The organism is Nostoc sp. ChiSLP03a (genome assembly GCF_034531215.2).
GTDB lineage: Bacteria > Cyanobacteriota > Cyanobacteriia > Cyanobacteriales > Nostocaceae > Nostoc.
The window spans coordinates 1-25,331 of record NZ_JAVRBQ020000139.1; the positions used below are offsets into that span (position 1 = coordinate 1).

The following is a 25,331-nucleotide window of genomic DNA, read 5'->3' on the forward strand; positions in this document are numbered from 1 at the left end:
TTTCTCTTCTTTACAAGCTTTACGCGAGCGCATCCAAGAAATCTTCGACCAACTCACATTTGAGCAGGTAATTTCTGTCTCTTCTTATAACTTTATCTTGGAAGCTCTATTCTATGCAGCTTCATATTAATTTGGTATTAACATATATAAAATTAGTTTAGCTTCCCTATTGTTAGCTACACCTATATGTATTTCTCCTCTGATAATACTTGCCCAAAGTCCAAATCCCAAACAGCCAACAGTTATTATTAATAGTGGTTCTACAAATACCTGCAAATATATAATTAACGTGTTGCCATCGGGAAAAGCAACTTACACTGTTTGCAACAGAAAAGGCGCAGGTGAAATAAAAGTGGGCACAGCTACAAAATTTTTCAATGATATTTTAGCAGCTAAATCATTGTCAAAATTACCATATAAACCATGTGCGAAACCTGTTTCGTTCGGTACGTCAACTGAAGTCAGCTATCAAGGGCAAAAATCTCAAGATATTAGCTGTCCAAGTAATGATTCGAGAGTGACAAATCTGTATGATGACACTAAAAGCATTCAAGAGGAATTGAACTTTTCAACTTCTAAAAATTAACTGTCTACGTTTGACTTGCAATCTCAATTAAAATCTCGTCTAAGCTCGACTTTATCCATTTTTTTGCACCACTCAAGCTGATGCTGAAACCTTGGTGGGACAGTAGTTTTACTTTTTCAATTTTACCTGTGCGGCTTGGGGTTTACTCCCCTACTTACTAGCAGCTACAAACACAGCCTCTGGTGATTTAATCGCTTTAATTGTTCGGAGTGTTTCCTTAAAATCAGTGAGCGCTCCCTGTACATGATCCCAACAGCGCTGACTGGACGTTGAATTTGGGTATTGAGGCGTTTATTCTTAATCCAAATATTGAAACAATAAATGTGATGCTATGATTCTGTTTCAATATCTCTGCTTGATTCAACAGCAATAGCAATTTGCCAAAATCTGTCTATAGGTACTTTTATATATTTTTCTACCTAAAAGTATACATATATAGCTAAAACTTGAGTTATTGATTTAGAGAAATCAGTACTACAAGCAAACTGTCCATGTTTTCCCAAGATAAACCAAATCCAAAAGATTCGCCGCAAGTATCAGCTTCAGCACCTTGCAAAACCATTTTGCCCACAGCCCCATTGCCGGAAGCGATTAGTCAAAATATTGAGACTATTATTGCCCTGCACAGACGTTATGAAAAAGACGTACCTCAACATCAACGGTTTGTAGAAACAGTAACAGCCTTTTTTGGTCGTCCGGTATTCCTATATAGCATCCTGTTAGGAATTATTCTGTGGGTAACACCCAATGTTTTACCACGACGTTTAGGCATATCAAGATTCGATCCCCCGCCATTTTCTTGGCTACAATTTTCACTGACCGCAGGTTCCCTGTTAGTAACAACAGGGGTGTTGATAAAACAAGAGCGTCAGGAAAAATTAGCAGAGCAACGGGCGCAACTTAGCCTTCAGCTTAACCTCCTCTCTGAACAGAAAATCGCAAAACTTATCGCTTTAGTTGAAGAATTACGCCAAGATATTCCCAATGTCAAGAATCGCTCCGATCCGCAAGCCCAAATAATGAAAGAAGCTGTTGATCCGCAAGCGATTCTACATGCTTTAGAAGAGACTTTAGAATCAGAGTTAGCTAATTTTCAGAACCAAAAAATACCAGATAAGGAGTAAAAAGGCTGAGTATTGTGTTAGTAAAAGCACTAAGTTTAGTAACCTTTTGATTGTATTTACTACCCATCTCAATACGGTTTAGATAAGCTGGGGAGGTGGTTTGGAGGTACTTAAAATGAAGAGATTAAATTTAAATACTCTTGCTTACCCAACACTTTCCTCTACCTTCGCTCAAAGAACTAGTTTTAACAGATAACTTTCTTAACCAAACTGTATTGAGAGTTACTCAGATTGTTAGAGTAGGTATCAGCTTCACTAGTAACGCTATTCGCTTACTAGGTTTTTAGTGTAGGCTGTATCTGTAATTAAAATCCTAAATCTACGGCAATGCGATGGGCGCAAGCAAACCCAGAAAAAGCGACTGCATTCAACCCTTGACCCGGAAAGGTACTATCCCCTACACAATAAAGTCCTGGAATGGCTGTGCGATTAAAGGGCATATTCAATAACCCCCACAACTTGCGCCGGGGAATTGGCCCATAAGTGCCATCCTCACGACCCAAAAAGCGGCGATGTGTGCGCGGCGTTCCCACTTCTAAATAATCCAATCCGGCATCTAAACCTGGAAAAAGCTTCTCTAGGCGGTCAATAATTCGCCAAGCTGCCTTTTCTTTTTTTGCTTCGTACTCACTTGGAGAAAGTTCTTGCCAATCATCAATCCAGTGAGGCGTAAAGGCATGAATGATGTGATATCCATTTGGTGCTAAATCTGGGTCAAGCAATGTCGGAATTGAAACAAACACTGTGCCTTCTGCCGCTGTCATCTTTTCCCAGTCTTCCAGCAAAATATGGTGACACTCTGTCCCCGCAGGTAAAACTGACTCCTTTACCCCAATGTGCAAACTCAAAAAGCTTGGAGATTTTTGATAGTTTTGTTGCCATTTTTTCTCATTATTTGGCATTGCTTCTACTGGTAATAATTGTGTAAATGTATCCCAGCGTGTAGCATTAGAAACTATGCGTTTACCCCGATATACTTTACCATTAGCTAGTTGCACACCTACCGCTTTTCCCTGTTCTGTAAGAATTTTGGTGACTCTAGCTTGGTACTGAATTTGACCTCCAGCCTTTTCTAGACCTTCGACTAGTTTTTGAGCGATTTGTCCGACTCCGCCTTTAGGATAGTTAACTCCGCCATAATGCCTGTCAGAAAAGACCATTCCAGCATTAATCATTGGAGTCATATCTGATGGAACCACCGACCAGCAATAACATTCCATATCGATAAATTTCAATAATTGCGGGTCTTTGATGTAACGCCGCGCCACATCCCCGGCATTTTGGGGCAGATACTTGGCTAAACTGAGACACGCCAAAGGATGCTGAAGAAATACGCGCAGTAAATACCGAGGTTCTTCCAGCGACAGCAAATCCATGCTGTTGAGACACTTGAATACTTTTTGGCATTCGTCATAAAAGCGACGAATGCCTTGTTCTTCATGGCTAAAATGAGCAATAAGATTTTGCAAAAATTTTTCATAAACCCGGTCAACCTTCAAGTCTAAACCTTGGGGTAAATGATAGTGAATCTGTACTAGATCTGCGATCGCTTCTTGACTTAAATTTACCGCTGATAATGCGCGGGTGAGTAAGTTGGTTGTACCGTTCTGTCCCAGTCCAAAAATCATTGATGCGCCAACATCGAATCGATAGCCTTGGCGTTCAAAATAACCAGCGCTACCACCTGGAATCAAATAACGTTCCAGTACCAGTACTTTTGCTCCCTTCGCCGCCAACTGGGTCGCTGTTACTAACCCGCCAATCCCAGACCCAATTACGATTGCGTCATTTGTCATTTGTCATTTGTCCTTTGTCCTTTGTCCTCTGTCTAGAGTCCCTTGTCCTTTGTCTAGAGTCAATCAATATTTACTAATGACCTGACCAATGCCCCATGCCCAATGCCCAATGCCCTATGCCCTATGCCCCATGACTAATGACCAATGACCAATGACAAATAAAAAAAGAGGGACGAGCCTGCTACTGCTGGCTAATCCCGTCTGCCGATCCTTAAAAGAGAGGAGAACACTTTATAAGAATATAGCCTTGATTGAGAATTAATGTCAACTACTAATGAAAAATTTTATCAATAAACTTGAGATTGTTAATTTTAAGCTGTCAGCCGGATGCAGGAAAGAGTATTATGGTGTTTCAGTTCTTATACAATCAAAAGGCGCCTATTTCTGGCTATGACGCTACAATTGCGCGTTTATGTTCCACCCCATCCCCTGATCAAGCACTGGCTAGCAGTTGCCCGTGATGCAGGCACGCCTTCAGTATTGTTCCGCAGTGCCATGACTGAGTTAGGAAGATGGCTAACTTATGAAGCTGCACGAGACTGGTTGCCGACCCAAGAAACAACAGTACAGAGTCCCTTAGATACCTGTGCAGCAACGGTAATCGATCCGCAAGTGCCTATGGCAGTAGTGCCAATTCTGCGGGCTGGGCTAGGATTACTAGAGGGAGCGCAGACTTTACTGCCTTTAGCATCGATTTACCACCTTGGCTTGGCGCGAGATGAAGAGACACTGCAACCTCATTGTTATCTGAACAAGTTACCAGAAAAATTTGACCCCCAAACACGAGTGTTAGTTACCGATCCAATGTTGGCAACCGGAGGATCGATTATGGCAGCAATGGCAGAATTGACACAACGGGGTGCTGACCCAGCCCTAACGCGGATTGTTTGTGTAGTAGCAGCTCCACCAGCTTTACAAAAATTGAGTGAAGCTTATCCAGGTTTAATAATTTATACCGCTACTATTGACGAAAAACTAGACAGTAAAGGATATATTGTACCAGGATTAGGAGATGCAGGCGATCGCATCTTTGGGACTTAAGCTAGTATGCAGCTAGGGCAGGAAAAAGCATAACTACTGTAAAAGTTGCAAGGTTTGTTGAAGGCGGTAAAGATATGAGTCAGCGAGATGGTTTTGGCAGTGGTTTTGTAGCAGGGGCGTTTGTTGGTGGCGTATTTGGCGGTGTTATCGGGGCACTGATTGCTTCTCGCCGCGAGCCAGAATTGCTAATAGAAGAGGAGACAGAACTGACAGATAGTCAAGCCGAAGCTAAGAAAATAGCAGCAAAGCGGCGTCAGATGAAAGCCTCAGAAAGTGAAAGTGCTGGTATAGAGACGGCCAGGCGATCGCTAGAAGATAAAATTGCCCAGTTAAATGCCACAATTGATGAAGTGCGAAAGCAACTGGGAAATGTTAATGGCGGTTCACCCCAACCAACCAATGACCGCTCCCTCACTAAAGACTCCTGAAGTTTGTTCAGGCGTGGTGAAAGTGTCAAGTGTGGTAAACGTGAAAGCCGCAAACACTTTTGACTTTGGACTAAATTAAAATTAAAAGATAAGACCGCGTTTGACACCTAGTAGGAAACCAAACTATCCATGAGTTTACTGATTACGACACTAATTACCTTTGTCAGCTTTTATAGCTATTTGCTAATTATCCGGGTTTTGCTAACCTGGTTCCCAACAATCAACTGGTATAACCAGCCATTTGCCGCTTTAGCCCAGATAACCGATCCTTATCTGAATCTGTTCCGCTCAATTATTCCCCCATTGGGCGGTATGGATTTTTCGCCGATCTTAGCTTTCTTAGCACTCAATGTAGTTAGTGGGCTTCTGAGTGCCATTCCAGCTAACCTGCCCTTATAGAAAAAAAGATTTTGATTACTACCTTGGTAAAAAATTGTGTAGAGACGTTAAGTATACAAGCGTCTCTACGATTTTTTACGAATTACTAATTAGGGAACTCCAAGAAATAAATTATCCAATATTGTGGGGTGGGCGTCTCGTCATTGGTGTCAAGTTAAAGCCTCAGCCCAAATGTCAAGCGACCTTGCGGCGTTACGTCGGTGTCGTTGGCGAACAGCTTTAACCAAGCCCATAGAACGCTGATGCTCTACAAGCCAAGGAATAAGTTGTAGTTGTGAATTATGCGTAGGCGTAGCCTGCGTTAGGTAGGCATCGCGCGCGATAGAAAAAATATAAGCTGCGGCACAAAAACTCTAAATTTTGGATATATATTAGTATGCATTTACTTTTAACTTACATAAAAATCTTGTCTGATGTTGGAGAAAATTAATTTTCTTGGAGGCGACAAAAACTTAATCGCTAAGGTTAACACTAACACTACAAAGTAAATCTACATCAATCAAACATCTTCCGAGTAAGCACATATGAAAGAAGAATTGATAGCCAGAGTCGTGCAGGTATTGCAAATTAATATGAAGTGGATGACTTGGAATTTATTTCTGGCTTTTATCCCTTTGGCTTTGAGTGTCTGGCTATTTCGCATGAGGCGCGGTGGCACTTGGCTTTGGTGGCTAGGATTCTTAGTTTTCTATGCTTTCTTACCAAATGCACCATATTTGTTGACCGATGTCATTCACTTGATAGATGATATCCGCACGATTCAATCGGTGTGGATGATTACTTTAGTACTTATTCCTTTGTATTTGCTAGTAATTTTAAGTGGATTTGAAGCTTATGTAATATCGTTAATTAATTGGGGTCACTACTTACATCGTATCGGAAAGAGCCAATGGATTTGGCGCGTTGAGACAATTACACATTTTCTCTGTGCTGTCGGTGTTTATTGGGGGCGATTTTTGCGTTTCAACAGTTGGGATTTTATTACTCAACCCGATGCCGTACTTACCAAAGGGGTAGAAGAAATTCTGGGAAAACAACCCCTGGTGATTATTGCTATCACCTTTGTGGTACTTGCAGGTTTGTACTGGATTATGAAACGAGTAACTTTAGGTCTTAGCCAATCAAATAGCAGAATAGGGATAAACTCAGGACGCACAAACTCTAATACGCCAAACATTTGATCGACGTGGTAATTTTGGCTTTCAATTTTGGGATTTTAATTAGTAATTCCCTTGATGAATATTGCCTATCAAAAGAAAGATGCAACTAAACCCTCCTTGAGGTGAAATAAACTCAGAAACAAATGGTTGAACTTCAACGCCATCACCTGAGAATAACGTCTTATCAGATCGTTGAATATTGATGGTCTGGTCTGATGTATCTAGTCATGTTGATAGGAGGGATATAATATGCAATTAATCTCGAAAGAGGAAATCAAGACATTAATAGAACAGCCAAAAGGAAATTGTGTTTCCATTTATATGCCAACGCACTCAGCCGGGCCAGAAGTGCGACAAGACCCAATTCGTTTTAAAAATTTGGTCAGAGAAGCAGAGACTCGTTTAATTGATGCGGGTTTGACACAGGAAGATGCGATCGCATTGTTGGAAAAATCCCAGGAAATTGATAACCAAGAGTTTTGGGAGCAAATGGGAGAGCAAGGGCTGGCGATTTTTATTTCTGAAAATATTTTTCGTTACTATCCCCTACCAATTGATTTTCAAGAGTTGGTCGTAGTTACAGACCGCTTTCACATCAAGCCGTTGCTGCCAATTTTAAATGGCAATGGTCGCTTTTATATCCTGGCTTTGAGTCAACAAGATGTCAGGTTCTTTGAAGGAACACGCTACAGCGTCAAAGAGGTAGAAGTAGAAAATCTCCCTAAAAGTCTAGATGAAGCTCTGCAAAGAGACGATACTGCTAAAGAAGGTCAGTTTCGCATCGCAACATCAAAAGGGGGTACCTCCAATTCTTTTCAGCAACCAGGTACGTTTCACGGACAAGGAAGCCCTGACAGGGATAGACGACAAGAAGACATCCTCCAATTCTTTCAAATTGTCGATCGCGCATTATACGAGAAACTGAAATTACAAAAAGCGCCTTTGGTGCTGGCTGGGGTAGAGTATCTCTTGCCTGTGTATAGACAGGCGAATACTTACCAGCATTTAATGGATGAAGCTATTACTGGTAATCCAGAAATTCTTAGCGCCCAAGAGTTACATGACCAAGCTTGGCCGATTGTTGAGGCTGATTTCCAAAAGTCACAGCAAGCAGTTTTGGAGCAATTTCACGAACTGTTTGGTGGTGATACTGGTAAAGCATCTAACAACCTCCAAGAAGTTATCTCAGCAGCTTATTACCAACGCGTGGATTCATTACTAGTTGCAGTTGGTCAGCAACAGTGGGGTTTATTCGATCCAACCTCAGAAACGGTTTATTTGCACCCAGAAAAAGAAGCTGGTGATGAGGATTTATTGGATTTTGTTGCTGCTCATACCTTATTAAACGGTGGCACGGTTTACGCCCTTCCCTTTGAAGAGATTCCGTATAGCACAGCCGTTGCGGCAATTTACCGATATTGACATTTTGATGGTGTTGTATAAAGTTGAATGTGCTATATACAACACCAACGATGATTACTATTCGCTCCTCGATCGGTCAATCTCTAATCGGTTTAGCTATTTTGAGTGCAACGGCTATATTTACCCAGACGGCAATAGCAGAAACAATAACTGGAGAATTGGGCAATGTGCGGGCAGAAATATCTTACGAAAAACCAGAGGAATATCAGTATAAAAATATCCGATTGAAAATTATCCGGGCGGGTAAAACTGTTTTGGATCAAAAACTGCCGCAAGAAGACGAATATGACAGACCTGTAGGGAATATATCTGGACAAGAAAATAACTTACCTGTACAAGACTTGGACGGTAACAAAGAACCAGAAATAATTGCCGATTTCTTTACAGGTGGAGCGCACTGTTGTACTTATTCATTGATTTACCGCTACGACAGCAAATCTCAAAAGTATATTAAGATTCGTCATGAATGGGGTAATGGTGGCTATCAACTCAAAGATTTAGACAAAGATCGACTGCCAGAGTTTAATAGTCGAGACGATCGCTTTGCCTATGCTTTTACAGCTTATGCTGCTTCTGCCTATCCCCTGCAAATTTGGCGTTATCGCCAAGGTAAAATGGTTGATGTGACTCGTAGCTATCCCAAATTAATCTCCAATCATGCCTCAGAGCTATGGCAAACTTATATCCAGGCACGGCAACAAGGCGATGATGGCAAGGGCTTTTTAGCAGCTTATCTGGCAGATAAATATCTATTGAATCAAGGACAGGATGGATGGGGGCGAGTGCAACAAGCTTATAAAAAAAGTGACCGCACCAAATTCTTTGCCGATTTACGGAAGTTTTTACGCGAAACTGGCTACATTAAATAAATTAGCAGTGAGCAATTAATTCCTAACTCCTAACTCCTAATTAATTAAGTTTTCGTCGTGCTGCTGCCAAAATTAAGCGTTGTTCAGCACGAGCGATCGCTTGATATGTTCGTTCGACTGCTTCCGGTTCAACAGAAATCGAAGTTATACCCCATTCCACTAACTTATCAATAATTTCTGGATAGAGGGCTGGTGCTTGACCGCAGATTGAACAAGGTATATCAGCACTTTTAGCCATTTGAATCAGTTGAGCGATCGCACCCATAACTGCTGGATGACGTTCATTAAATACTTTTGCTAGCTGTCCTTGTTCTCGATCCACTCCTAGCAATAATTGGGTCAGGTCATTTGTACCAATAGAAATTCCGGCCACACCTGCTTTCACATATTCTGGTAATAAAAACAAGACACTTGGCACTTCTGCCATCATCCACAATTGAAACTGCGCTACCTCGGTTAAAAAAGCTTGCTCAACTTTGCGACGGCAAAAAGTAAATTCTTCTACAGTCCGCACAAAAGGCAACAGCAGGTTTACATTGGTGTAACCAGCTTGCTGTACAGTTGCCAAAGCTTTCAGTTCTAGGTCAAAGACTGCGGGATTTTGTAAATAACTAAAGGTGCCACGTTCACCTAACATTGACTGGGGCGAAGATTGTAAACTATCACTCAATGATGGTAAATCCTGCGCTCGCCAATCTAAAGAACGATAAAAAACTGGTCTTGGGGCAAAGGCACGAGCAAATTGCATAATCTGCTCAGACCATAGCTCTAACAATTCTGCTTGACGCCCGCTTAAAATCCAACTATTAGGATGTTGCCCGTTCAATATATTTAGTACCATCAATTCGGAACGTAACAATCCCACTCCATCCACAGGCAAATTTTGCACTTGTTCTATTAAAGCGGACTGACTCAAGTTAACCAGCAATTGGGTAGCAATCATAGGTAGATGAGACGTAACAGCAGAATGAGGCGCTTTCGAGTTGGGGCGATCGGAGGTAAGAAGATTTTCTTCTTTTCCTTTGTCCATCTCTTCCTTTGAGTCTGCTTTGATGCGATAAATTTCTCCTCTGTCGCCATCAAGCAGCAATCGTTCGCCAGTTTGGATTAAAGTTGTGGCAGATGTTGCGTTTACTACTGCTGTGATACCTAATTCTCTAGCTAGAATTGCCGCGTGACTGGTTAATCCCCCTTGTTCAGTGATAATACCACCAACTTGTTGCAATAATGGCAACCAATCAGGTGTAATCGTTGGAACTACTAAAATTACTCCCTTCGGTAGTTGTTCGGGTTTCTGTTGCGAATTAATAATTACTAGAGCAGTGGCTACAACCCGTCCTCCGGCTGCTGCTAGTCCCCGAATCAAGTGTGAGTGGGGAATCATAGATTGCGAAGGATTAACTTGTGTGATGTAGAGTTTACCAGATGTAGTTTGCCCAGCGAGAGTCCATTTAATGGTAAAAGTTTTACCTAGTTCACTTACCAGTTGAGTTCCCAGAGTAATTATTTGTTGTAAATATTCTTCTTGTAAAGAGTACTGTTTTTGTTGGGCTTCTGGAATTAAATAAGTAATCAGACAGGTGCGATCTGGTGTTAACACTGAGTTCGGCACGAGTCGCAAAAAAATTTTAGATGCTGCATCATCAACACCATAAGCCAGCATTTTATTGCCCAGTTGTTGCTCAAGTACAGCCCCAGTTTCTGGTTGAATGTAGTAAATATCTGGCTGTATTTCGCCAAGAGCGATCGCAATTCCTAATCCTAAAGTGGCTTCAATTTCCCACCCAGAGGCATTGGTTGTGAGCGAGCCAGAAGCGATCGCATTTTCAACAGGTTGCACCAAAACTGCGAGATTAATTTGTTGCAGATTAATTCCTGAGTGCTGCCAATATAATAGACTCCGGGCCCGAAATATTTGACTCCAGGTGCGTTTTAGAGCCAAAGCGATCGCTTCTGGTTCGCACTGGCAAAATACCGACTCTAGTAAACCCGATATATTGTTTATTCCTGGAGTAGCAGTTGATACTCCCAAGGAAGGTCGAAGAATTAAACAGCTAGTTTGCCATTCTCTAGCGGCTTGAAAAATTGTACTCACCCACTCCTGGGTTACAGTCGCAGTCAGAATTTCTTGGCGCAAGCGACTAGCCACCTGCTGAAGTTGCCGCCAATTAGTGACATCCAGGTGTAGCGAAGAATAGGGTAAGTCAGCTATTAATGATTCTGAACTATTGAGATTTTCGAGAAATTGCCGCAAAATTTCTGCCGAAACTACAAAACCAGGCATCACCGGATAGCCACGCTGGATAATTTTGCTCAAGTAAAAGGCTTTGTCACCTACTTTGGCGCGGTCTTGTAGTTTAATTTGATCTAGCCAGTAGAGTTTATTCACTCAATTTGTTAGTTGTCTATTTGTAGCCATAGCCATTTCTTTTTGGTATGTTATCAGGTTAATCCACTGATTTCTGAATAAAAAGTACTCAGGGCTGACAGCAGTTTTCTTTTGGATGAATTACAAAGTTACGGGTTTTGAAGCAGGATAGAGGATAATTCAGAATTAAGAGTCAGAAGTAAAACAGTCTTGATAGCTGGCTTTGAGACGAATCGTTGTGTACTTAAGTAACTTGAAATATGCTGTATAACTGATTTGCTCTACTTATACATATCCTTATCATATTTAATTGTTGAGTATATGGGTTAAATTTAACAATTTAAGGTATAATTTTCTGGCTAAGTCATTTTAATAGACAAAAAACTATTTAATAAACTTAAAATTCATGTAGTTTGCCCAAATACGATCGTTGCCACAATTTAATAATGCAAATCTCCATTCATAGACCAGAACAATATCTTATTGAAAAACAATCCTAATAATGGAAAATATTAATTCTCAGTTTCAAAACCATTCTTGAATTGATAGAATCCAAATACGAGATAGGCTATTGCACTACACCCATTGGATTAAACTCCATTAATAAAACATTAGAATAGTTTTGTACTTTTTTATAAAAATATTACGATTTAATCTAGTATATAGAATTCTCCATATCAGACTAAACATTGGCAAACACTTACTACCTTGCAACTAATGATTGGCTGAATATCAGCTTCCGGCTATGTATTGCATTGCTGATTGGAGCAATCATCGGCTTAGAACGTCAAATTAGGCGCAAACCAGCGGGTTTAAGAACTCACATGCTAGTGAGTTTAGGTTCAGCCTTATTTACCTTAATAATCATGCAAACAAAAGGACTGCAATCTAGTCCTGATGCACTTAGCCGTGTGATTCAAGGAATTGCAGCTGGTGTAGGATTTCTCGGTGCTGGAGAAATTGTGCGTCAATCTTCCCAAGAGTCACAGCAACTTGAAATTCACGGACTCACCTCAGCAGCAGCTATTTGGGTTTCTTCTGCATTGGGAATTGCTGCTGGCTGTGGTTTATGGCAGTTAGGATTAATCGGCGCTATGCTGACTTTTTTCGTTCTCAACGTTTTTAAAAGGTTTGAAAAACGAAATCAATAATTAGCTATTTATTATTTTTAATAACAAATATGCTTAAGAAACATAGAGTTATTGAGCTTCCTAATTTACCTTTATCTGAAAATATGAATAAGGGAATACCAGATAATCATACGAATTAAAAATTACTATAAATATGATTTTTAGAATTATTGATGTTGCATTATTGCTCCTGCCTTCACAAGAAGGATTTGTGAAGATTTCAACCATTGGGAATCAAAGGAACCCAAATGAGTAGTAGTAATCAAGGTTTGAAAACGGTCTTGAATGGCATCAAGCAATTGATTTTGGCGGGATAAATCTAGTTCGGCAAGAACATCATCTAGTAATAGTAATGGTGGCTCTTTGACGACTTCTTCAATTAATTGTAATTCGGCTAATTTTAAAGCTAAAACCAGCGTTCGTTGCTGACCTTGGGAACCGTATTGACGAGCGGGTGTTTGGTTAATCGTTAATTCTATTTCATCTCGATGGGGGCCGACAAGAGTCGTACCTTGGTGCATTTCAGCTACGGCTCGCTGCTGAATTTTTGCTAAAAAAGCTTGCTGCACTTCTTCTGGCTGGTTATCCTCTAAAGGAATATTTGGCACGTACTTGATTTGTAGAACTTCTGTACTGCCGCTGATACTGCTGTGCCAGGTGGTAGCAATGGGGGCTAATCTTTGGATAGCGCGATCGCGTCGTCTAATTACCCTAGTTCCTGTAGTAGCTAACTGTGCATCCCACAGCGCTAGTTCTGATTGTAAAGACGTTGCATCTAACGTCTCTACATGGCGTTTTAAAAAGGCATTGCGCTGGCGTAACACATGGTTATACTGCTGCAAAATGTGAGCATAAACTGGTTCGAGTTGAATTAATAGTGTATCTAACCAGTTGCGGCGACCTTCCGGGCCGCCGCGTACTAAGTCTAAATCCAAGCTGGAAAATTGGACTGCATTGAGAACGCCAAGAAAATCCATTTGACGGCGGATAGATTCGCCATTGAGAGCAACGCTACGGCGACCATTGCGGCGCAAGGTCAAGGTCAGGTCGCTAACACCTGTTTGTCGCTCAAGGATGGCATCAATTTGGGCTATGGCTTCTCCTTCTTGAACTAAATCGCGATCGCGGGTGATTCGGTGCGATCGCAATGTCGCCAGCAACTCCACCGCCTCCAACAAATTAGACTTTCCCTGAGCGTTATTACCTACCAAAATTGTTTTGGCAGCAGTAAACTCAACCTTTTGGTCTTGATAATTGCGAAATTGTCGGAGGTTTAGAGTTTTTAGGTACATAAGGAAAAGTTAGGAGTGAGGAGTTAAAAGTTAGAAGGTATGAGTGAGAAGTGAGGAATTTTAAGTTTTGAGTTTTAAATACAAAATGTTCTTTAACTCATAACTCCTAACTCCTAACTCTTAACTCCTCACTCCTAACTTTTAACTCCTAACTCCTCACTTTTTCAAACGGCCTTCTTGCCCATAATCCGCAAGAATATCTTCTCCGCTTCAATCCACACGAACATTAAGGCGCTGAAGCCAATACAGACCCCCAATTCCTGCATATTCAGGTAATGAGTACCAAAGAAATCTCGCAGGGGTGGGACATAAACTAGCATCAACTGCAAAATCGTGGTGACGACAACAGCCGCTAGTACAAAGATATTCGAGAAGGGATTCATCTCAATGGTCAGTCGGTTGTTGGAGCGAATGGCGATCGCATGACCCATTTGGGCAATACACAAGCTAGTAAATACCATTGTTTTCCAAGTATCGCGATCGCCTTGATAGCCTGGGGCATGACTATGTTGATAAGCCCACCACATTAAGGCAATGGTAATAATGGCAAAGATGATGCCAATGCGAATCATATAAGAACCCAATCCCCTAGCGAAAATACTTTCGCGGGGACTAAAAGGCGGACGTTGCATCACATCTGGTTCTGGAGGTTCCACAGCTAATGCTAAGGCTGGCAAACCATCTGTCACCAAGTTCATCCACAAAATTTGTAAGGGAGTTAGGGGAACGCCTCCCAAGCCAATTAAGGGTGCGGCTGCAATTGTGAGAACTTCACCAATGTTACTGCCCAAGATGTATTTAATAAAGCGGCGGATGTTGGTATAAACAACTCTACCTTCCTTGGTGGCGCTGACAATGGTAGCGAAGTTGTCATCAAGTAATACCATGTCACTCGCTTCTTTACTGACATCAGTGCCAGTAATACCCATTGCAATACCGATGTCGGCTTGTTTGAGGGCTGGGGCATCGTTAACACCATCACCTGTCATCGCTACAAATCGACCCCGGCGTTGCAGTGCTTGGACAATTCGCAGTTTGTGTTCAGGGGAAACTCTGGCATAGATGCTTACCAAGTCAACGTTTTGCTCTAATTCTTGGTCAGTCATCCGTTGCAATTCTTGACCTGTAAGTACCCTATCGCCTTCTTGGGCAATTCCTAAATCGGTGGCGATCGCTCGTGCTGTTAATTGGTGGTCGCCAGTAATCATCACTGGGCGAATACCTGCTTCTCGACACTCTTGCACGGCTGCTCTGACTTCTGGGCGTGGCGCATCTAGCATTCCCACCAATCCCAGCCATACTAAGCCTTGCTCAGATGTCTCGCTTGAACTTTCTGGGGGAATTTCTGCCAGGGGTTTGTAGGCAAAACCTAGCACCCGGAGACCTTTACTCGCCATCAGGTCATTTTCTGCCAAAATTTTCTGGCGTTGTGCTTCGGTTACAGTACCCGTGTCATTACCCAAATGAATCTGAGTGCAACGTGCCAAGATTAATTCTGGAGAACCTTTGGTAAACATTAAATAAGGTTCCGATTGGAGAAAACCGGCGATCGCTGGGTCAACACCTCTCGAAAATGCTTCACCTGTGGCGACTCTCTCCACCTGAGCGATCGCGCTCATCCGCTTTCGTTCTGAGGAAAAGGGAAACTCCGCTACGCGAGGTAACTTACTGTTCCACTGGTCTTTTTCAATTCCCGCTTTTCCCGCCAGGGTGAGTAATGCCCCCTCTGTCGGATCTCCCAAAATTGCCCATTCACCTTGTTCTTTTTGCAATACGGAGTCATTACAAATAGCACAGGCGACTGATAACGCGGAAATTTCTGGAGATTCCTCTAAGGAAATTTTTTGACCGTTTAACTGAAAGTCCCCTGTGGGAGCATAACCTTCGCCGGTGACGCGAAAAGTTTTGTTATTGGTGGAAATCGATTGCACCACCATTTTATTTTGAGTCAGGGTACCAGTTTTATCAGAACAGATGGTAGTTACAGAACCCAACGTTTCCACTGCTGGCAATTTGCGAATCAAGGCATTTTGGCGCACCATTCGCTGGGTTCCCAGTGCCAAGGTAACGGTAATTACAGCTGGTAAACCTTCTGGCACTACAGCAACCGCCATACTCAAGGAAACTTCTAAGAGTTCTTGAATATTTTTAAAACCTCCGTCCCTGATCACACCGCCAACGACGACGATCGCTACCAGAATTAAAGAACCTGTAACTAGGACATTACCCAGTTGAGTCATCCGTTGCTGTAAAGGCGTAGGTTCACTTTCCACCGCCTGCAACATGGTGGCAATTTTGCCTAGTTCTGTAGTCATGCCGGTGTTAGTCACCAGAACCTTGGCACGTCCTTGGACTACTTCAGTTCCTTGATACACGACATTGAGGCGATCGCCTAATGATGTTTCCTCTGGCAATTTTAGTGATGCCTGTTTATTCACCGCCTCGGCTTCACCAGTTAATGCCGACTCACGCACTTGTAAATTAGACTGTTCGATCAAGCGTCCATCTGCGGCTATCTGCATCCCAGCTTCCAGCAGCATGACATCCCCTGGAACTAGTTCCTTGGCTGCTATCTCCACCAGTCTGGTGTCGCGGATGACGCGCACTAAGGGAGAGGTCATTTTTTTCAAGGCTGCCAAGGCTTTTTCGGCGCGGCTTTCTTGGACGTAGCCAAGTATGCCATTGAGGATAACAATTGCTAAAATAGCGATCGTATCTTTAAATGGCACTTCACCAGGCTTCAAACTGCCCGATCGCAAAGCCATCAGGTCTAAAAACCCAGAAATCAGAGCCACGCCAATCAGCATCAACAACATAATGTTCTTGAACTGATCCAAGAGAATTTCCCAAGCACTACGGCCAGCAGTTTCTTCAAGTTCGTTGGGGCCGTATTTTTGTAATCTCTGTTGAATTTCTTGGGGTGTTAAGCCGCTGTCTGCATTACTATCAAGCAGGTCTAGCGCTTTATCAACTTCTAAACTATGCCAAACGGCGGCACCTTCAGGCAGAGAATTAGCAGACATCGTGTAGGTCACAGCAAATGGTTACAAAATTCGATCATAATTTAGTGATGGCAGGAATTCCATCTTTTAAAGTTACATTAAGCCTCGCGCCCAGTTGTATGAGTGTATATGTAATTCTTAATATTTGTAAATTACTCCTATTTTCACATAGTATTATTTCTCACGAAAGAGTTTTTCGGAACACATTGTACCGATAATTATTAGTACCTCGCCGTCAACGTGGCGATCGAGAACCACTAATTGATGTACTTAGTAAGAGCAACGCCCATTGTGGGCAGTCTTTTAACTCAGCACTCTTTATCTACCCCATCGGGGGAGCCATTGCTCGACTAGGATTTCCCATATCAAGCGATTGGTGTGGCGGCGGTAAAACCGCTTGAGTCATGTTTCCTCTCCTACCTAAAGGTGAGGGTTTTTTACACTTACCACAAGGTTTTATGAGTTTTGCACTCCCCACTTTGACCGTTAGCCAGATGTTTGGGCAAAAAACAATTCGACCGCTTACCGCTGCTGCCCTGTGTGGCATTACTTTCATTAAAGATAGACTTATTGCTATTGACAGTATTAAAGGGCATCTACTGGAGATCGATCCTACCTCTGACAACAGCAGAATTCTCAATCCCCATCAAGTTGAAGAATTTATCGATGTCACTGGTTTAGCGGTGTGGGATGATACCCTGTGGGTAAGCCGAGAAAATAGTGTTTACTCGTGCAAGCTCAACACTTTGGATCTGGAACATTTTGTAACATTGCCTTATGCCGCTGATGGCGTTGCTGTTTGGGAAACAACAGTTTATGTTAGTTGCCAAAGGCTAGGCTACATTCTGGTTTTTGACCGCGAAACCCGAAAAGAAATTACCAGATTTTATGCCCCTGGAGTTGGGATAGAGAATTTGGCAGTTAACCAAGAAATGCTCTGGATTTGCGATCGCACCGAACAATCAGTTTACGCGATGGATAGAGCCACAGGAGAACTGCAATTTAGCGTCCTAACACCCTTTGAATGTCCTACAGGCATAGCAATCCATAAAAATGCCGAAACAGGCAAAGAAAGTATTTACGTTGCCTACGCCTCAGAAGAGCCTTATATCCGGGATAACCCCAATGCCGATCCGAGTCATGAATTAACATTCCGCGATCGCACTTTTATTCACCCTCTGTATTATCATTACCAGCCAGATAAGCGTTACGCTCTCTCTAATGGCTATCTGATTGAAATGTCTTATGCTGAAGAAATTGCACCTCTAGACGAGGTTTATTTACCCGATGTCGAATGGCGCATAGCCCTACCATCGGAAACTGAGCGTCAAAAGGTGAAACACGTTGAACCTATTGGTATACCCTTCACCGAAGAAGTGATAGAAGGACAACGCGTAGCAGTCTTTAAATTTGATTCTCTTGCCCCAGGAGAACGGCATATATTTGGCTGGAAAGCACTTTTGGAAGTTCGAGGGATTAAGTATCGGATTACACCCAGAGATGTAGAAAATATACCCGCTCTGTCCCCAGAGTTACAAACACGCTACTTAGTGGACGACGACGATTTAGCAATGGATACTACCATTGTTCGCCGTGCCGCCAGAGAAGCGATTGGTTCTGAAACCAATGTGTTGCGGAAAATGCACAGCATCCGCAACTACGTTTATGATGAGTTATCTTACGGTATTAAACCTTACATTGATGCACCAGATACGGTTTTAGAGCGGGGCGTTGGTTCTTGTGGTGAATATGTTGGCGTTTTACTTGCTTTATCCCGTTTAAATGGCATCCCCTGCCGTACCGTAGGCAGGTACAAATGTCCTCCCCATAGTGACTTCGTAGGAGTACCGTTACAACCCGACTTTAATCATGTTTGGCTAGAATTCTACGTCCCCAATTTTGGTTGGTTGCCAATGGAATCAAATCCTGACGATATAGGTGAAGGTGGCCCTTATCCAACGCGCTTTTTTATGGGCTTATGCTGGTATCACATTGAAATTGGCAAAGGCATCACCTTTGAAACGGTGACAAGCAAAGGTGAGCGGCTAACCAAAGAAGATATCCCCATTGGTGATTTAGCGATTAATCATATCCGGTTCACAATTCTTAAAGAATTACCGGACTTTTGAATTCGAGAAAGACTACGAGAAAGTGAGTAGTGAGTAGGGTGTGTTATGCCGTAGGCTAACGCACCTTAAAACTCTCTGTTTAACCGCAAATTTCGTCTACTTCTAAACTCTTATTCCTATTCAAGTATTCTTCAAACAATTCAAAAAATTTCTGTAGTACCTCAGGCTCATCTACAGAATAGAAAAGTATTATTTTAGACCAAGACTGACCTGAGTTAATTCCATATTTTTCTTCAACCCATGATTGAAATCCTTATACCCAGTTAAGAATGAATCAAGACAAGTAATTGATGGCTTGTCTATGTACATAACTGGATTTTCTTTAATGTTTTGGATAAGTTTAGTAAGATTATTCATTCTGATGACTCTAATTTACTTTAGCTAGTATGGTGTATTATGCCGTAGGCTAACGCACCTTAATACTTTCTTTCTGCTATAACCACTATTTTTGTTTACTTACAAGCTCTTATTCCTATTCAAGTATTCTTCAAACAATTCAAAAAATTTCTGTAGTGCCTCATGCTCATCTACAGAATAGAAAAGGATTATCTTAGCCCATGACTGACCTGAGTTAATTCCATATTTTTCTTCAACCCATGATTGAAAACCTTCAAATTCCCTTTCTGGCTCAGTTGGGGGTACGCCAACTTCTCTTCGAGCCAGACTATATCCTCGCAGAAGCATATCAAGTCTAGTAATTGAATTTCTGCCTAAATACATTCCTGGTCTTTTCTTTATATTACTTGGAATCTCGTTGTAAATATCAAATTTAGGAAACATCAAATCCTGACGAAGCCTTAAATTGTTTTCACTTTCTTGAATTTTTGAAGCATTTTTCTGTTTGATAAACTGGTCAAATAGCTCAAAAAAACTATAGAAAGCATTTGTGTCACTACCACAGGAAGATATAAGTATTTCAGCCCATGATATTGAAAGATTGGTTTTTGCTCTTTCTTGTATCCATTCTTGAAATCCTTCCATTGGGTAGCCTTCTGGAGTTAATCCTAAATCACTTAGTTGACCTAAATACCCCCCGACAAAGGACTTAAGACAAGTAATTGATGGCTTATCTATATACATGACGGGATTTTCTTTAATCTTTTGGAGAAGCGTAGAAAGCTTATTCATGCCAGCAACCTCTAATTTAATGAAGATTTATTAATTGAACAGCCACATCGCGCTTTTATTGAAGTCAATCTTTCCTACCATGAGGGGATGAATTATCTGGCGGTATATCAGCACGAACCACATCGCTAATCCATTCTCCCTCAATATTATTGTTAGAATAATTTGCATAATCATCCCATGTCATGGTGTCGCCAGTTGAGTATTCATAAACGACTCCACGAGTTTGATTATTACCATCTCCATCATTTAAACGAATCCAGGTTACATAATCACCAGATGGAGGATAACCACCACCAAATTCAATACCTGGAGGTTGAGCTAAACTTCTAATTGCCCCTGGCGCAGGTCGCCAACTCCGAAAGTGATGAGTTACAAATTTGTCAGGATAACCAGACTTTCTGTAATGTACTGTTTGATGAAATTTGTAATTATAAAGAACTGAAGATTGACCTTGTGGCCCACAAACTAAATTAAGTGGATAAAAAGAACAATATCTCTCCTGAGCTTTATTTGGAACCTGCTCATTTTGAGTTTTAGTTGTGCTAATTGCAGCCTTAGCAGTAGGAGCTAATTCCGAGCCAGCAGCAGCACATTCAGGTTGAACAGCACAAGCGTCCAGAGACGACAGCAATGCATAAACAGTTTGAGGTAAAGTCCCTTTAAAAATGAGAAGTAAAAGAAATGTCGAAATTCCTACTAATCTAAATACAGATTTATTTGCCGTTAATCGCACTAATCTTAACTCCTTACAACCAAAGATAAAAATCGATGTATCCTATATCTAGGTTGTCTGATAGGAGAAGAAAATCAGTCCAGTAAAAATACGAGTATTGTATTAAATTTTTTTGAAAATGAAACCAAGGTAAATAAACTAATTAGCTATTAACTCTTAAACTTCTTAAACTGGGCAATGGATATGATTGATGCTGTTTAAAATCGGCAAACTCACAGATGGAGTTAAATGGACAAAAGCGGCAGTGAGAGCCAGGATTAGGAGGAAATATTTTACTGAAATTACTAGTTTCTTCCTGATATTTTTGCAAATCGTGCTGATGTTTATGAGCAATATTTGCTAACTCAAATTTTAAGGATTCTAATTCACTATTATTAATACTAATTAATTCTGATTTTTTACATATTTCTAAATTATAAAATGATGCAACAGCTTCTTGTCCGGGGTAAAGATAACGAGCAGCTAATAAGTAAACTAATGCTTGTCGTTTGTCAAAAGCCGACTTACCAGTTTTGAAATCTAAAATATGTAAAGTGCTATCAGACTCAATAAAAACGCAGTCCATAGCCGCGTATAAGCGAAAACAATAATCTTCTTGTTCAACTACTATCGGTTTAGGAAAGCCTTCATCACCTGGAGTTAATTGGATAATATTTTTATCCAAAAGCAACGGCGAATCGTGATATTTTTGCAAAATTTGCAGCACGCGTTGCTGGACTTGAACGCTTGAGTTGCCTAATTTTAGTAGCTGGGCAACTCTTTCTACGCCATCTGCTTGCTTCAACAGATGCCTGTGATGATGAAACTCATAAACGCCTTTTTGAGCTAGTATGCCAATACGCTGGGGCGCGGTGGCTTGCATTAAAAGCGCTTTGACTTGTGGTTCGTGTTGCCGTGCTTTGATAAACCCCCGTCTCATCTGGCAGTGCCAGCGTTCTTGCCCAGTCGCTGGGGCAACTAGAGACCAAAGGTGATAACTGGCAAAAGGTCGATCGGGGGTTGACATTGCTCAGAAACAGTGAGAGAAAATACGGTGGGGAGAAGTTTAAGCTAAGGCTTGCTTAGAAAAGAACTTCGGAGGATACTTGCTGCTACACACGCTTTGCGGGAAGCTTTTATAGTACTGATAATGTACCGGAGCAAGTGGCAAAAATGTCTAGCAAGATAAAATTTGGTACCGATGGATGGCGAGGGATTATTGCCGATGACTTTACTTTTCCGAATGTGAGAAAAGTAACAAGGGCAATCGCCACTTACTTAGAAACAGCCTACACAAAAGATAGACCAGTACTTATTGCCTACGATACTCGCTTTTTAGCTGACCAGTTTGCCCAAACAGCGGCTCAAGTATTAGCAGACTTGGGTTGGACTGTAAAAATTACCGATCGGGATTGTCCCACACCAGTAATTGCCTACAACGCCCGTCACCTAAATTCCGCTGGGGCGTTAATGTTTACTGCTAGTCATAATCCTGCACCTTACTGTGGAATTAAATATATACCCGATTATGCTGGGCCTGCCACTCCAGAGATTACTGATACTATTGTGGCAAATATAGAAGGTGCATCGGATGAGTTGCCTGGGAGCAAACCATCAGGTTCAATTTCAATTTTCGATCCGAAACCAGATTACCTACAATTTATCTACACTCTACTTGATGTAGAAAAAATCAGAAGCGCTAATTTAAAGGTAAAGTACGATGCTTTGTATTCTACCTCTCGCGGCTATTTAGATGAAGTTTTGCAACATAGTGGCGTTCAACTAGAAAGTTTCCACGATTGGAGAGATGTTTTATTTGGGGGTGGAATGCCAGAACCCAAAGGAGAACAGTTAGTTGAGTTAGTGGAAGCAGTAGTTCAAGATCAAGCTGATTTGGGCTTGGCAACAGATGGAGATAGCGATCGCTTTGGTATCGTTGATGAACAAGGAAACGTCCTGACTCCGAATACTGTGCTGCTACTTCTAGCACGTCATTTAATCAAAAACAAAGGTAAAACCGGCGCGATAGTCCGCACTGTTGCTACAACCCACTTGCTGGATAATTTTGCTGTTAAAAATGGGCTGCAAATTTACGAAACAGCAGTTGGTTTTAAATACATCGGCGAAAAAATGCGGGAAACTGCCGTATTAATCGGTGGAGAGGAATCAGGTGGTTTGAGTGTTATTGGGCATATTCCCGAAAAAGACGGGGTATTAGCCGATATGCTGGTGGCAGAAGCGATCGCCTATGAAGGCAAACCGCTAAGTCAACTTGTCAAAGAAGCGATCGCCGAAGCCGATGGCCCACTTTACAACAACCGCCTAGACTTGCACCTCACAGAGGCACACAAAACCGCCGTCATCGACTCCTTTACTAAAAATCCACCTACAGAGGTAGCAGGAATCAAAGTCAAGGAAGTGGGGCGTAAAGACGGTATTAAGCTGTATTTAGAAGAAGGTAGCTGGGTTTTACTGCGTCCTTCTGGTACAGAACCACTAGTACGCGTCTACCTAGAAACGAACACTCCCGAAAAACTCACCCAAATCGCCCAAGAGTTAGAGAGTGCCATTGCTAAACTAGAGGCATAAGAATTAGGAGTTAAGAGTTATGAATTAGGAGTTAAGAATTGTAAATTAGCAATTCTTAACTCCTGATTTCTAATTTTTAGCAAAATATAACTCCTAACTTCTAACTCCTCATTTCGATTAAAGTATGAAAACTTTTGCGCCTTTTTTGACATCTCTAGTTGTAGCGGTTTGGGTAATTGCGATCGCAATTATTTCAGTCCAAAATGCCACACCTGTATCGTTAAAATTTTTAACATTCCAATCGATTCAGATACCAATGGGTTTAGTGCTGGCTTTTAGTGCCGTTATCGGGTTAATTGGTATGGCACTGCTGCAACCTCTGTGGGGACTTGCTGGTATTAGGCAGAGTAATTCTCGATTAGAAGACGATGCGGAATTTTTTGTTGATGATGAAGATTTTTGAGGTTTGAAGCTTAGTGCAGTATCAAAACATTATTACAATCGAACCAGGAAAACGAGGCGGTAAGCCTTGTATTCGAGGAATGCGAATTACTGTATACGATGTTTTATCTTATCTTGCCTCTGGGATGACCTACGAGGAAGTGCTTGATGACTTTCCTTATTTGACACGAGAGAATATTTTGGCTTGCCTAAGCTATGCAACCGATCGATAACGGGTATGAGTGCAACTTATAAAGCAGATTTTAACTTGTGGATTGAACAGACAGCCCAACTATTGCGATCGCATCACTGGCATGAGGTTGATGTAGAACATCTGATTGAAGAGGTTGAAGGCTTGGGCAAAAGTGAACGGCGGAGTATTGCCAGTCAACTAACTCGCTTACTTTTGCATCTGCTGAAGTGGCAATATCAACCCCAGCGCCGCTCAGATAGTTGGCTCGATTCTATCACCGATTCTCGTACCCAAATTGAGTTAGCGATAGAAGATAGTCCTAGTCTTAAAAGCTATCCTACAGAGCAACTTGAGGAAAGCTATCAAAGGGCACGTCGTCAAGCAGCCAAGCAAACGGGGATAGTTGTATCCGTGTTTCCAGAAGAGTGCCCATATTCTGTAGAGTTAGTGTTAGATGAAAACTGGCTACCGGAAGTAAGCGATATTTAATAACTGTAATTCTGACTGTGTGAGATGAAGCGCATTACGCAGCCATTTAATATACATTGGTGAGTTTTGTAGAAGTCGCTTTTACTTCTTCATCATCGGCAAAATCTCCAGCATCCGCTTCAGCAATCCCCTTTTGAATTTCCTCAGTTTGCCACTGATACATCTCTAGTTTCCCTGAAAGTGAAGAGACAGCTTAGTAATATTTAATCCCGGTGATGTAGTCACAGTTGATTTTCCCGATCTCACTGGTATGAGTTGAGCAATTTACTCATGAACTACTGCTAATTTCTACAATTGCTTCTCCTTGCCGTAGTTGTTTTATTGCATCAGGTAAAGCGATCGCAAGTAGTCGCTGCAAATTGCGATTTGTGACATTCCCACAGGTCAGCCAAAGAATTTGGGGTGGTATTCCTAACCGACAAGCCAAGTCAACAAAATCGCTGTCTTTGGTCATGATTACTGCATTAGCGACTCGTGCTGCCTCAAAAATTTCTACATCTTTAGCATCTCGTAATTCAAGCTCTCGTAGTGCAGTAGCCTCTAAGTCAAAAGTTGCAGTTAGCCAAAGTGCTAATGTAGGAGGCAACTGAGCATCAATCCAAATTTTCATGCTGTCAATCGAGGAAAGTCTGTTCGCCGTGCTGCAAACAATAGACAGGCTTGGATATCTTCGAGTTGAAGATCGGGAAAATCTTCTAAAATCTCAGAAACACTGACATTCTCAGCCAACATTTCTAAAATATCACTTACACGAATCCTCATGCCTCGAATACAAGGACGACCACCACACTGACCAGGAGTTTGAGTAATGCGAGTCAACAAATCAACCTTTGAGTTCATGCAAGTATTTTAATATCGGGTACTTTTATTTAACTCTAATTCTGCGATCGCAATTATTCCAGCCTAACATCTCAGTGTAGCAACAGGGCGATCGCAATTATCCAAAGTTCACATAATAACCCAAGTTGCTAGTTATGCTTGCAGGTGTTCAGGTGGCATTGCATAAGCAATAAAATCCCCTCCAGAGGAAAAATTAGGAGGGGTAATGTTAAACGAAATAATTACAATTTATGCTATCACTGATGACCTATTG

The 25,331-nt window shown here is 41.7% G+C and carries 23 protein-coding genes; 14 read left to right on the plus strand and 9 right to left on the minus strand.

Features of this window, described 5'->3' with window-relative positions; genetic code table 11:
• Positions 1–169: 169 nt before the first annotated feature.
• Both RMY32_RS22760 and RMY32_RS22765 read left to right on the plus strand, forming a co-directional pair.
• The gene (locus RMY32_RS22760) at positions 170–586 is read left to right on the plus strand and encodes a hypothetical protein (protein WP_322709833.1); all 417 of its coding nucleotides are present in this window, start codon (positions 170–172) and stop codon (positions 584–586) included.
• A 491-nt stretch (positions 587–1,077) separates the two neighbouring features.
• On the plus strand, positions 1,078–1,710 hold the full coding sequence (locus tag RMY32_RS22765; protein ID WP_322709834.1) for a DUF1003 domain-containing protein: 633 nt from the start codon (positions 1,078–1,080) through the stop codon (positions 1,708–1,710).
• Positions 1,711–2,015: 305 nt separating this feature from the next.
• Here the strand turns inward: RMY32_RS22765 and crtH are convergent, their stop codons facing one another.
• A complete protein-coding gene (gene crtH, locus RMY32_RS22770) occupies positions 2,016–3,506 on the minus strand; it encodes a carotenoid isomerase (protein WP_322709835.1) in 1,491 nt (496 codons plus the stop codon).
• A gap of 390 nt (positions 3,507–3,896) precedes the next feature.
• Here crtH and upp point away from each other — a divergent pair, with 390 nt between their 5' ends.
• The 6 genes from upp to RMY32_RS22800 all read left to right on the plus strand — a co-directional run bounded on the left by upp (position 3,897) and on the right by RMY32_RS22800 (position 8,825).
• Positions 3,897–4,547 (plus strand): uracil phosphoribosyltransferase, encoded by a 651-nt coding sequence (gene upp, locus RMY32_RS22775; protein ID WP_322685461.1) that lies wholly within the window; start codon positions 3,897–3,899, stop codon positions 4,545–4,547.
• A 74-nt stretch (positions 4,548–4,621) separates the two neighbouring features.
• Positions 4,622–4,975, plus strand: a complete 354-nt coding sequence (locus RMY32_RS22780; RefSeq protein WP_322695768.1) for a hypothetical protein — start codon at positions 4,622–4,624, stop codon at positions 4,973–4,975.
• A 129-nt stretch (positions 4,976–5,104) separates the two neighbouring features.
• The gene (locus tag RMY32_RS22785; RefSeq protein ID WP_322695761.1) at positions 5,105–5,374 is read left to right on the plus strand and encodes a YggT family protein; all 270 of its coding nucleotides are present in this window, start codon (positions 5,105–5,107) and stop codon (positions 5,372–5,374) included.
• 524 nt (positions 5,375–5,898) lie between these two features.
• Positions 5,899–6,555: a DUF1361 domain-containing protein gene (locus tag RMY32_RS22790; protein ID WP_322695762.1), complete on the plus strand. Its 657-nt coding sequence runs from the start codon at positions 5,899–5,901 to the stop codon at positions 6,553–6,555.
• 228 nt (positions 6,556–6,783) lie between these two features.
• A complete protein-coding gene (locus tag RMY32_RS22795) occupies positions 6,784–7,956 on the plus strand; it encodes a hypothetical protein (protein ID WP_322709836.1) in 1,173 nt (390 codons plus the stop codon).
• Positions 7,957–7,985: 29 nt separating this feature from the next.
• Entirely contained in the window at positions 7,986–8,825 is an 840-nt protein-coding gene (locus RMY32_RS22800; protein WP_409883765.1) for a hypothetical protein, read from the plus strand.
• A 40-nt stretch (positions 8,826–8,865) separates the two neighbouring features.
• Here the strand turns inward: RMY32_RS22800 and RMY32_RS22805 are convergent, their stop codons facing one another.
• Positions 8,866–11,214, minus strand: a complete 2,349-nt coding sequence (locus tag RMY32_RS22805) for a putative PEP-binding protein (RefSeq protein WP_322709839.1) — start codon at positions 11,212–11,214, stop codon at positions 8,866–8,868.
• Positions 11,215–11,882: 668 nt separating this feature from the next.
• Here RMY32_RS22805 and RMY32_RS22810 point away from each other — a divergent pair.
• The gene (locus RMY32_RS22810) at positions 11,883–12,344 is read left to right on the plus strand and encodes an MgtC/SapB family protein (RefSeq protein WP_322709840.1); all 462 of its coding nucleotides are present in this window, start codon (positions 11,883–11,885) and stop codon (positions 12,342–12,344) included.
• Positions 12,345–12,490: 146 nt separating this feature from the next.
• Here RMY32_RS22810 and recF read toward each other — a convergent pair whose 3' ends face one another.
• Together recF and RMY32_RS22820 are read right to left on the minus strand one after the other, a co-directional pair.
• Entirely contained in the window at positions 12,491–13,615 is a 1,125-nt protein-coding gene (gene recF / locus RMY32_RS22815; RefSeq protein WP_322670698.1) for a DNA replication/repair protein RecF, read from the minus strand.
• Between the two features lie 164 nt (positions 13,616–13,779).
• Positions 13,780–16,638, minus strand: coding sequence for a cation-translocating P-type ATPase (locus RMY32_RS22820; RefSeq protein ID WP_322709854.1), 2,859 nt, complete (start codon positions 16,636–16,638; stop codon positions 13,780–13,782).
• Between the two features lie 437 nt (positions 16,639–17,075).
• Between RMY32_RS22820 and RMY32_RS22825 the strand changes: the two genes are divergently transcribed.
• Positions 17,076–18,746, plus strand: coding sequence for a transglutaminase domain-containing protein (locus RMY32_RS22825; protein WP_322709842.1), 1,671 nt, complete (start codon positions 17,076–17,078; stop codon positions 18,744–18,746).
• A gap of 456 nt (positions 18,747–19,202) precedes the next feature.
• On the opposite strand, the gene RMY32_RS22830 is transcribed toward RMY32_RS22825, so the two are convergent.
• From RMY32_RS22830 to RMY32_RS22840, 3 genes are all read right to left on the minus strand, one after another.
• On the minus strand, positions 19,203–19,874 hold the full coding sequence (locus RMY32_RS22830) for a hypothetical protein (protein ID WP_322709843.1): 672 nt from the start codon (positions 19,872–19,874) through the stop codon (positions 19,203–19,205).
• Positions 19,875–19,938: 64 nt separating this feature from the next.
• Complete coding sequence (locus RMY32_RS22835) at positions 19,939–20,607, minus strand: hypothetical protein (protein ID WP_322709844.1); 669 nt, start codon at positions 20,605–20,607, stop codon at positions 19,939–19,941.
• 142 nt (positions 20,608–20,749) lie between these two features.
• Positions 20,750–21,613, minus strand: coding sequence for a PD-(D/E)XK nuclease family protein (locus tag RMY32_RS22840; RefSeq protein WP_322709845.1), 864 nt, complete (start codon positions 21,611–21,613; stop codon positions 20,750–20,752).
• 146 nt (positions 21,614–21,759) lie between these two features.
• Here RMY32_RS22840 and RMY32_RS22845 point away from each other — a divergent pair, with 146 nt between their 5' ends.
• From RMY32_RS22845 to RMY32_RS22860, 4 genes are all read left to right on the plus strand, one after another.
• Complete coding sequence (locus RMY32_RS22845; RefSeq protein ID WP_322709846.1) at positions 21,760–23,175, plus strand: phosphoglucomutase/phosphomannomutase family protein; 1,416 nt, start codon at positions 21,760–21,762, stop codon at positions 23,173–23,175.
• A gap of 124 nt (positions 23,176–23,299) precedes the next feature.
• Positions 23,300–23,578: a LapA family protein gene (locus RMY32_RS22850; protein WP_322709847.1), complete on the plus strand. Its 279-nt coding sequence runs from the start codon at positions 23,300–23,302 to the stop codon at positions 23,576–23,578.
• A 13-nt stretch (positions 23,579–23,591) separates the two neighbouring features.
• Entirely contained in the window at positions 23,592–23,789 is a 198-nt protein-coding gene (locus RMY32_RS22855; RefSeq protein WP_322709848.1) for a DUF433 domain-containing protein, read from the plus strand.
• Positions 23,790–23,794: 5 nt separating this feature from the next.
• Positions 23,795–24,238: a DUF29 domain-containing protein gene (locus tag RMY32_RS22860; RefSeq protein ID WP_322709849.1), complete on the plus strand. Its 444-nt coding sequence runs from the start codon at positions 23,795–23,797 to the stop codon at positions 24,236–24,238.
• A gap of 268 nt (positions 24,239–24,506) precedes the next feature.
• Here RMY32_RS22860 and RMY32_RS22865 read toward each other — a convergent pair whose 3' ends face one another.
• Together RMY32_RS22865 and RMY32_RS22870 are read right to left on the minus strand one after the other, a co-directional pair.
• Positions 24,507–24,848 carry a DUF5615 family PIN-like protein gene (locus tag RMY32_RS22865; RefSeq protein WP_322709850.1) on the minus strand — a complete coding sequence of 114 codons (342 nt, stop codon included), beginning with the start codon at positions 24,846–24,848 and terminating at the stop codon, positions 24,507–24,509.
• A complete protein-coding gene (locus RMY32_RS22870; RefSeq protein WP_322709852.1) occupies positions 24,845–25,078 on the minus strand; it encodes a DUF433 domain-containing protein in 234 nt (77 codons plus the stop codon). Before RMY32_RS22870 ends, RMY32_RS22865 begins: the two co-directional genes overlap by 4 nt.
• Positions 25,079–25,331 lie beyond the last annotated feature (253 nt).

Bases quoted from the DNA above. Each gene is read 5' to 3' on its own strand.
- RMY32_RS22830 (WP_322709843.1), bottom strand. From the start codon at position 19,874: ATGAATAAGCTTTCTACGCTTCTCCAAAAGATTAAAGAAAATCCCGTC.
- RMY32_RS22845 (WP_322709846.1), top strand. From the start codon at position 21,760: ATGTCTAGCAAGATAAAATTTGGTACCGATGGATGGCGAGGGATTATT.
- RMY32_RS22780 (WP_322695768.1), top strand. From the start codon at position 4,622: ATGAGTCAGCGAGATGGTTTTGGCAGTGGTTTTGTAGCAGGGGCGTTT.
- RMY32_RS22860 (WP_322709849.1), top strand. From the start codon at position 23,795: ATGAGTGCAACTTATAAAGCAGATTTTAACTTGTGGATTGAACAGACA.
- RMY32_RS22840 (WP_322709845.1), bottom strand. From the start codon at position 21,613: ATGTCAACCCCCGATCGACCTTTTGCCAGTTATCACCTTTGGTCTCTA.
- RMY32_RS22795 (WP_322709836.1), top strand. From the start codon at position 6,784: ATGCAATTAATCTCGAAAGAGGAAATCAAGACATTAATAGAACAGCCA.
- RMY32_RS22820 (WP_322709854.1), bottom strand. From the start codon at position 16,638: ATGTCTGCTAATTCTCTGCCTGAAGGTGCCGCCGTTTGGCATAGTTTA.
- RMY32_RS22765 (WP_322709834.1), top strand. From the start codon at position 1,078: ATGTTTTCCCAAGATAAACCAAATCCAAAAGATTCGCCGCAAGTATCA.
- RMY32_RS22850 (WP_322709847.1), top strand. From the start codon at position 23,300: ATGAAAACTTTTGCGCCTTTTTTGACATCTCTAGTTGTAGCGGTTTGG.
- crtH (WP_322709835.1), bottom strand. From the start codon at position 3,506: ATGACAAATGACGCAATCGTAATTGGGTCTGGGATTGGCGGGTTAGTA.
- recF (WP_322670698.1), bottom strand. From the start codon at position 13,615: ATGTACCTAAAAACTCTAAACCTCCGACAATTTCGCAATTATCAAGAC.
- upp (WP_322685461.1), top strand. From the start codon at position 3,897: ATGACGCTACAATTGCGCGTTTATGTTCCACCCCATCCCCTGATCAAG.
- RMY32_RS22785 (WP_322695761.1), top strand. From the start codon at position 5,105: ATGAGTTTACTGATTACGACACTAATTACCTTTGTCAGCTTTTATAGC.
- RMY32_RS22825 (WP_322709842.1), top strand. From the start codon at position 17,076: ATGAGTTTTGCACTCCCCACTTTGACCGTTAGCCAGATGTTTGGGCAA.
- RMY32_RS22865 (WP_322709850.1), bottom strand. From the start codon at position 24,848: ATGAAAATTTGGATTGATGCTCAGTTGCCTCCTACATTAGCACTTTGG.
- RMY32_RS22870 (WP_322709852.1), bottom strand. From the start codon at position 25,078: ATGAACTCAAAGGTTGATTTGTTGACTCGCATTACTCAAACTCCTGGT.
- RMY32_RS22790 (WP_322695762.1), top strand. From the start codon at position 5,899: ATGAAAGAAGAATTGATAGCCAGAGTCGTGCAGGTATTGCAAATTAAT.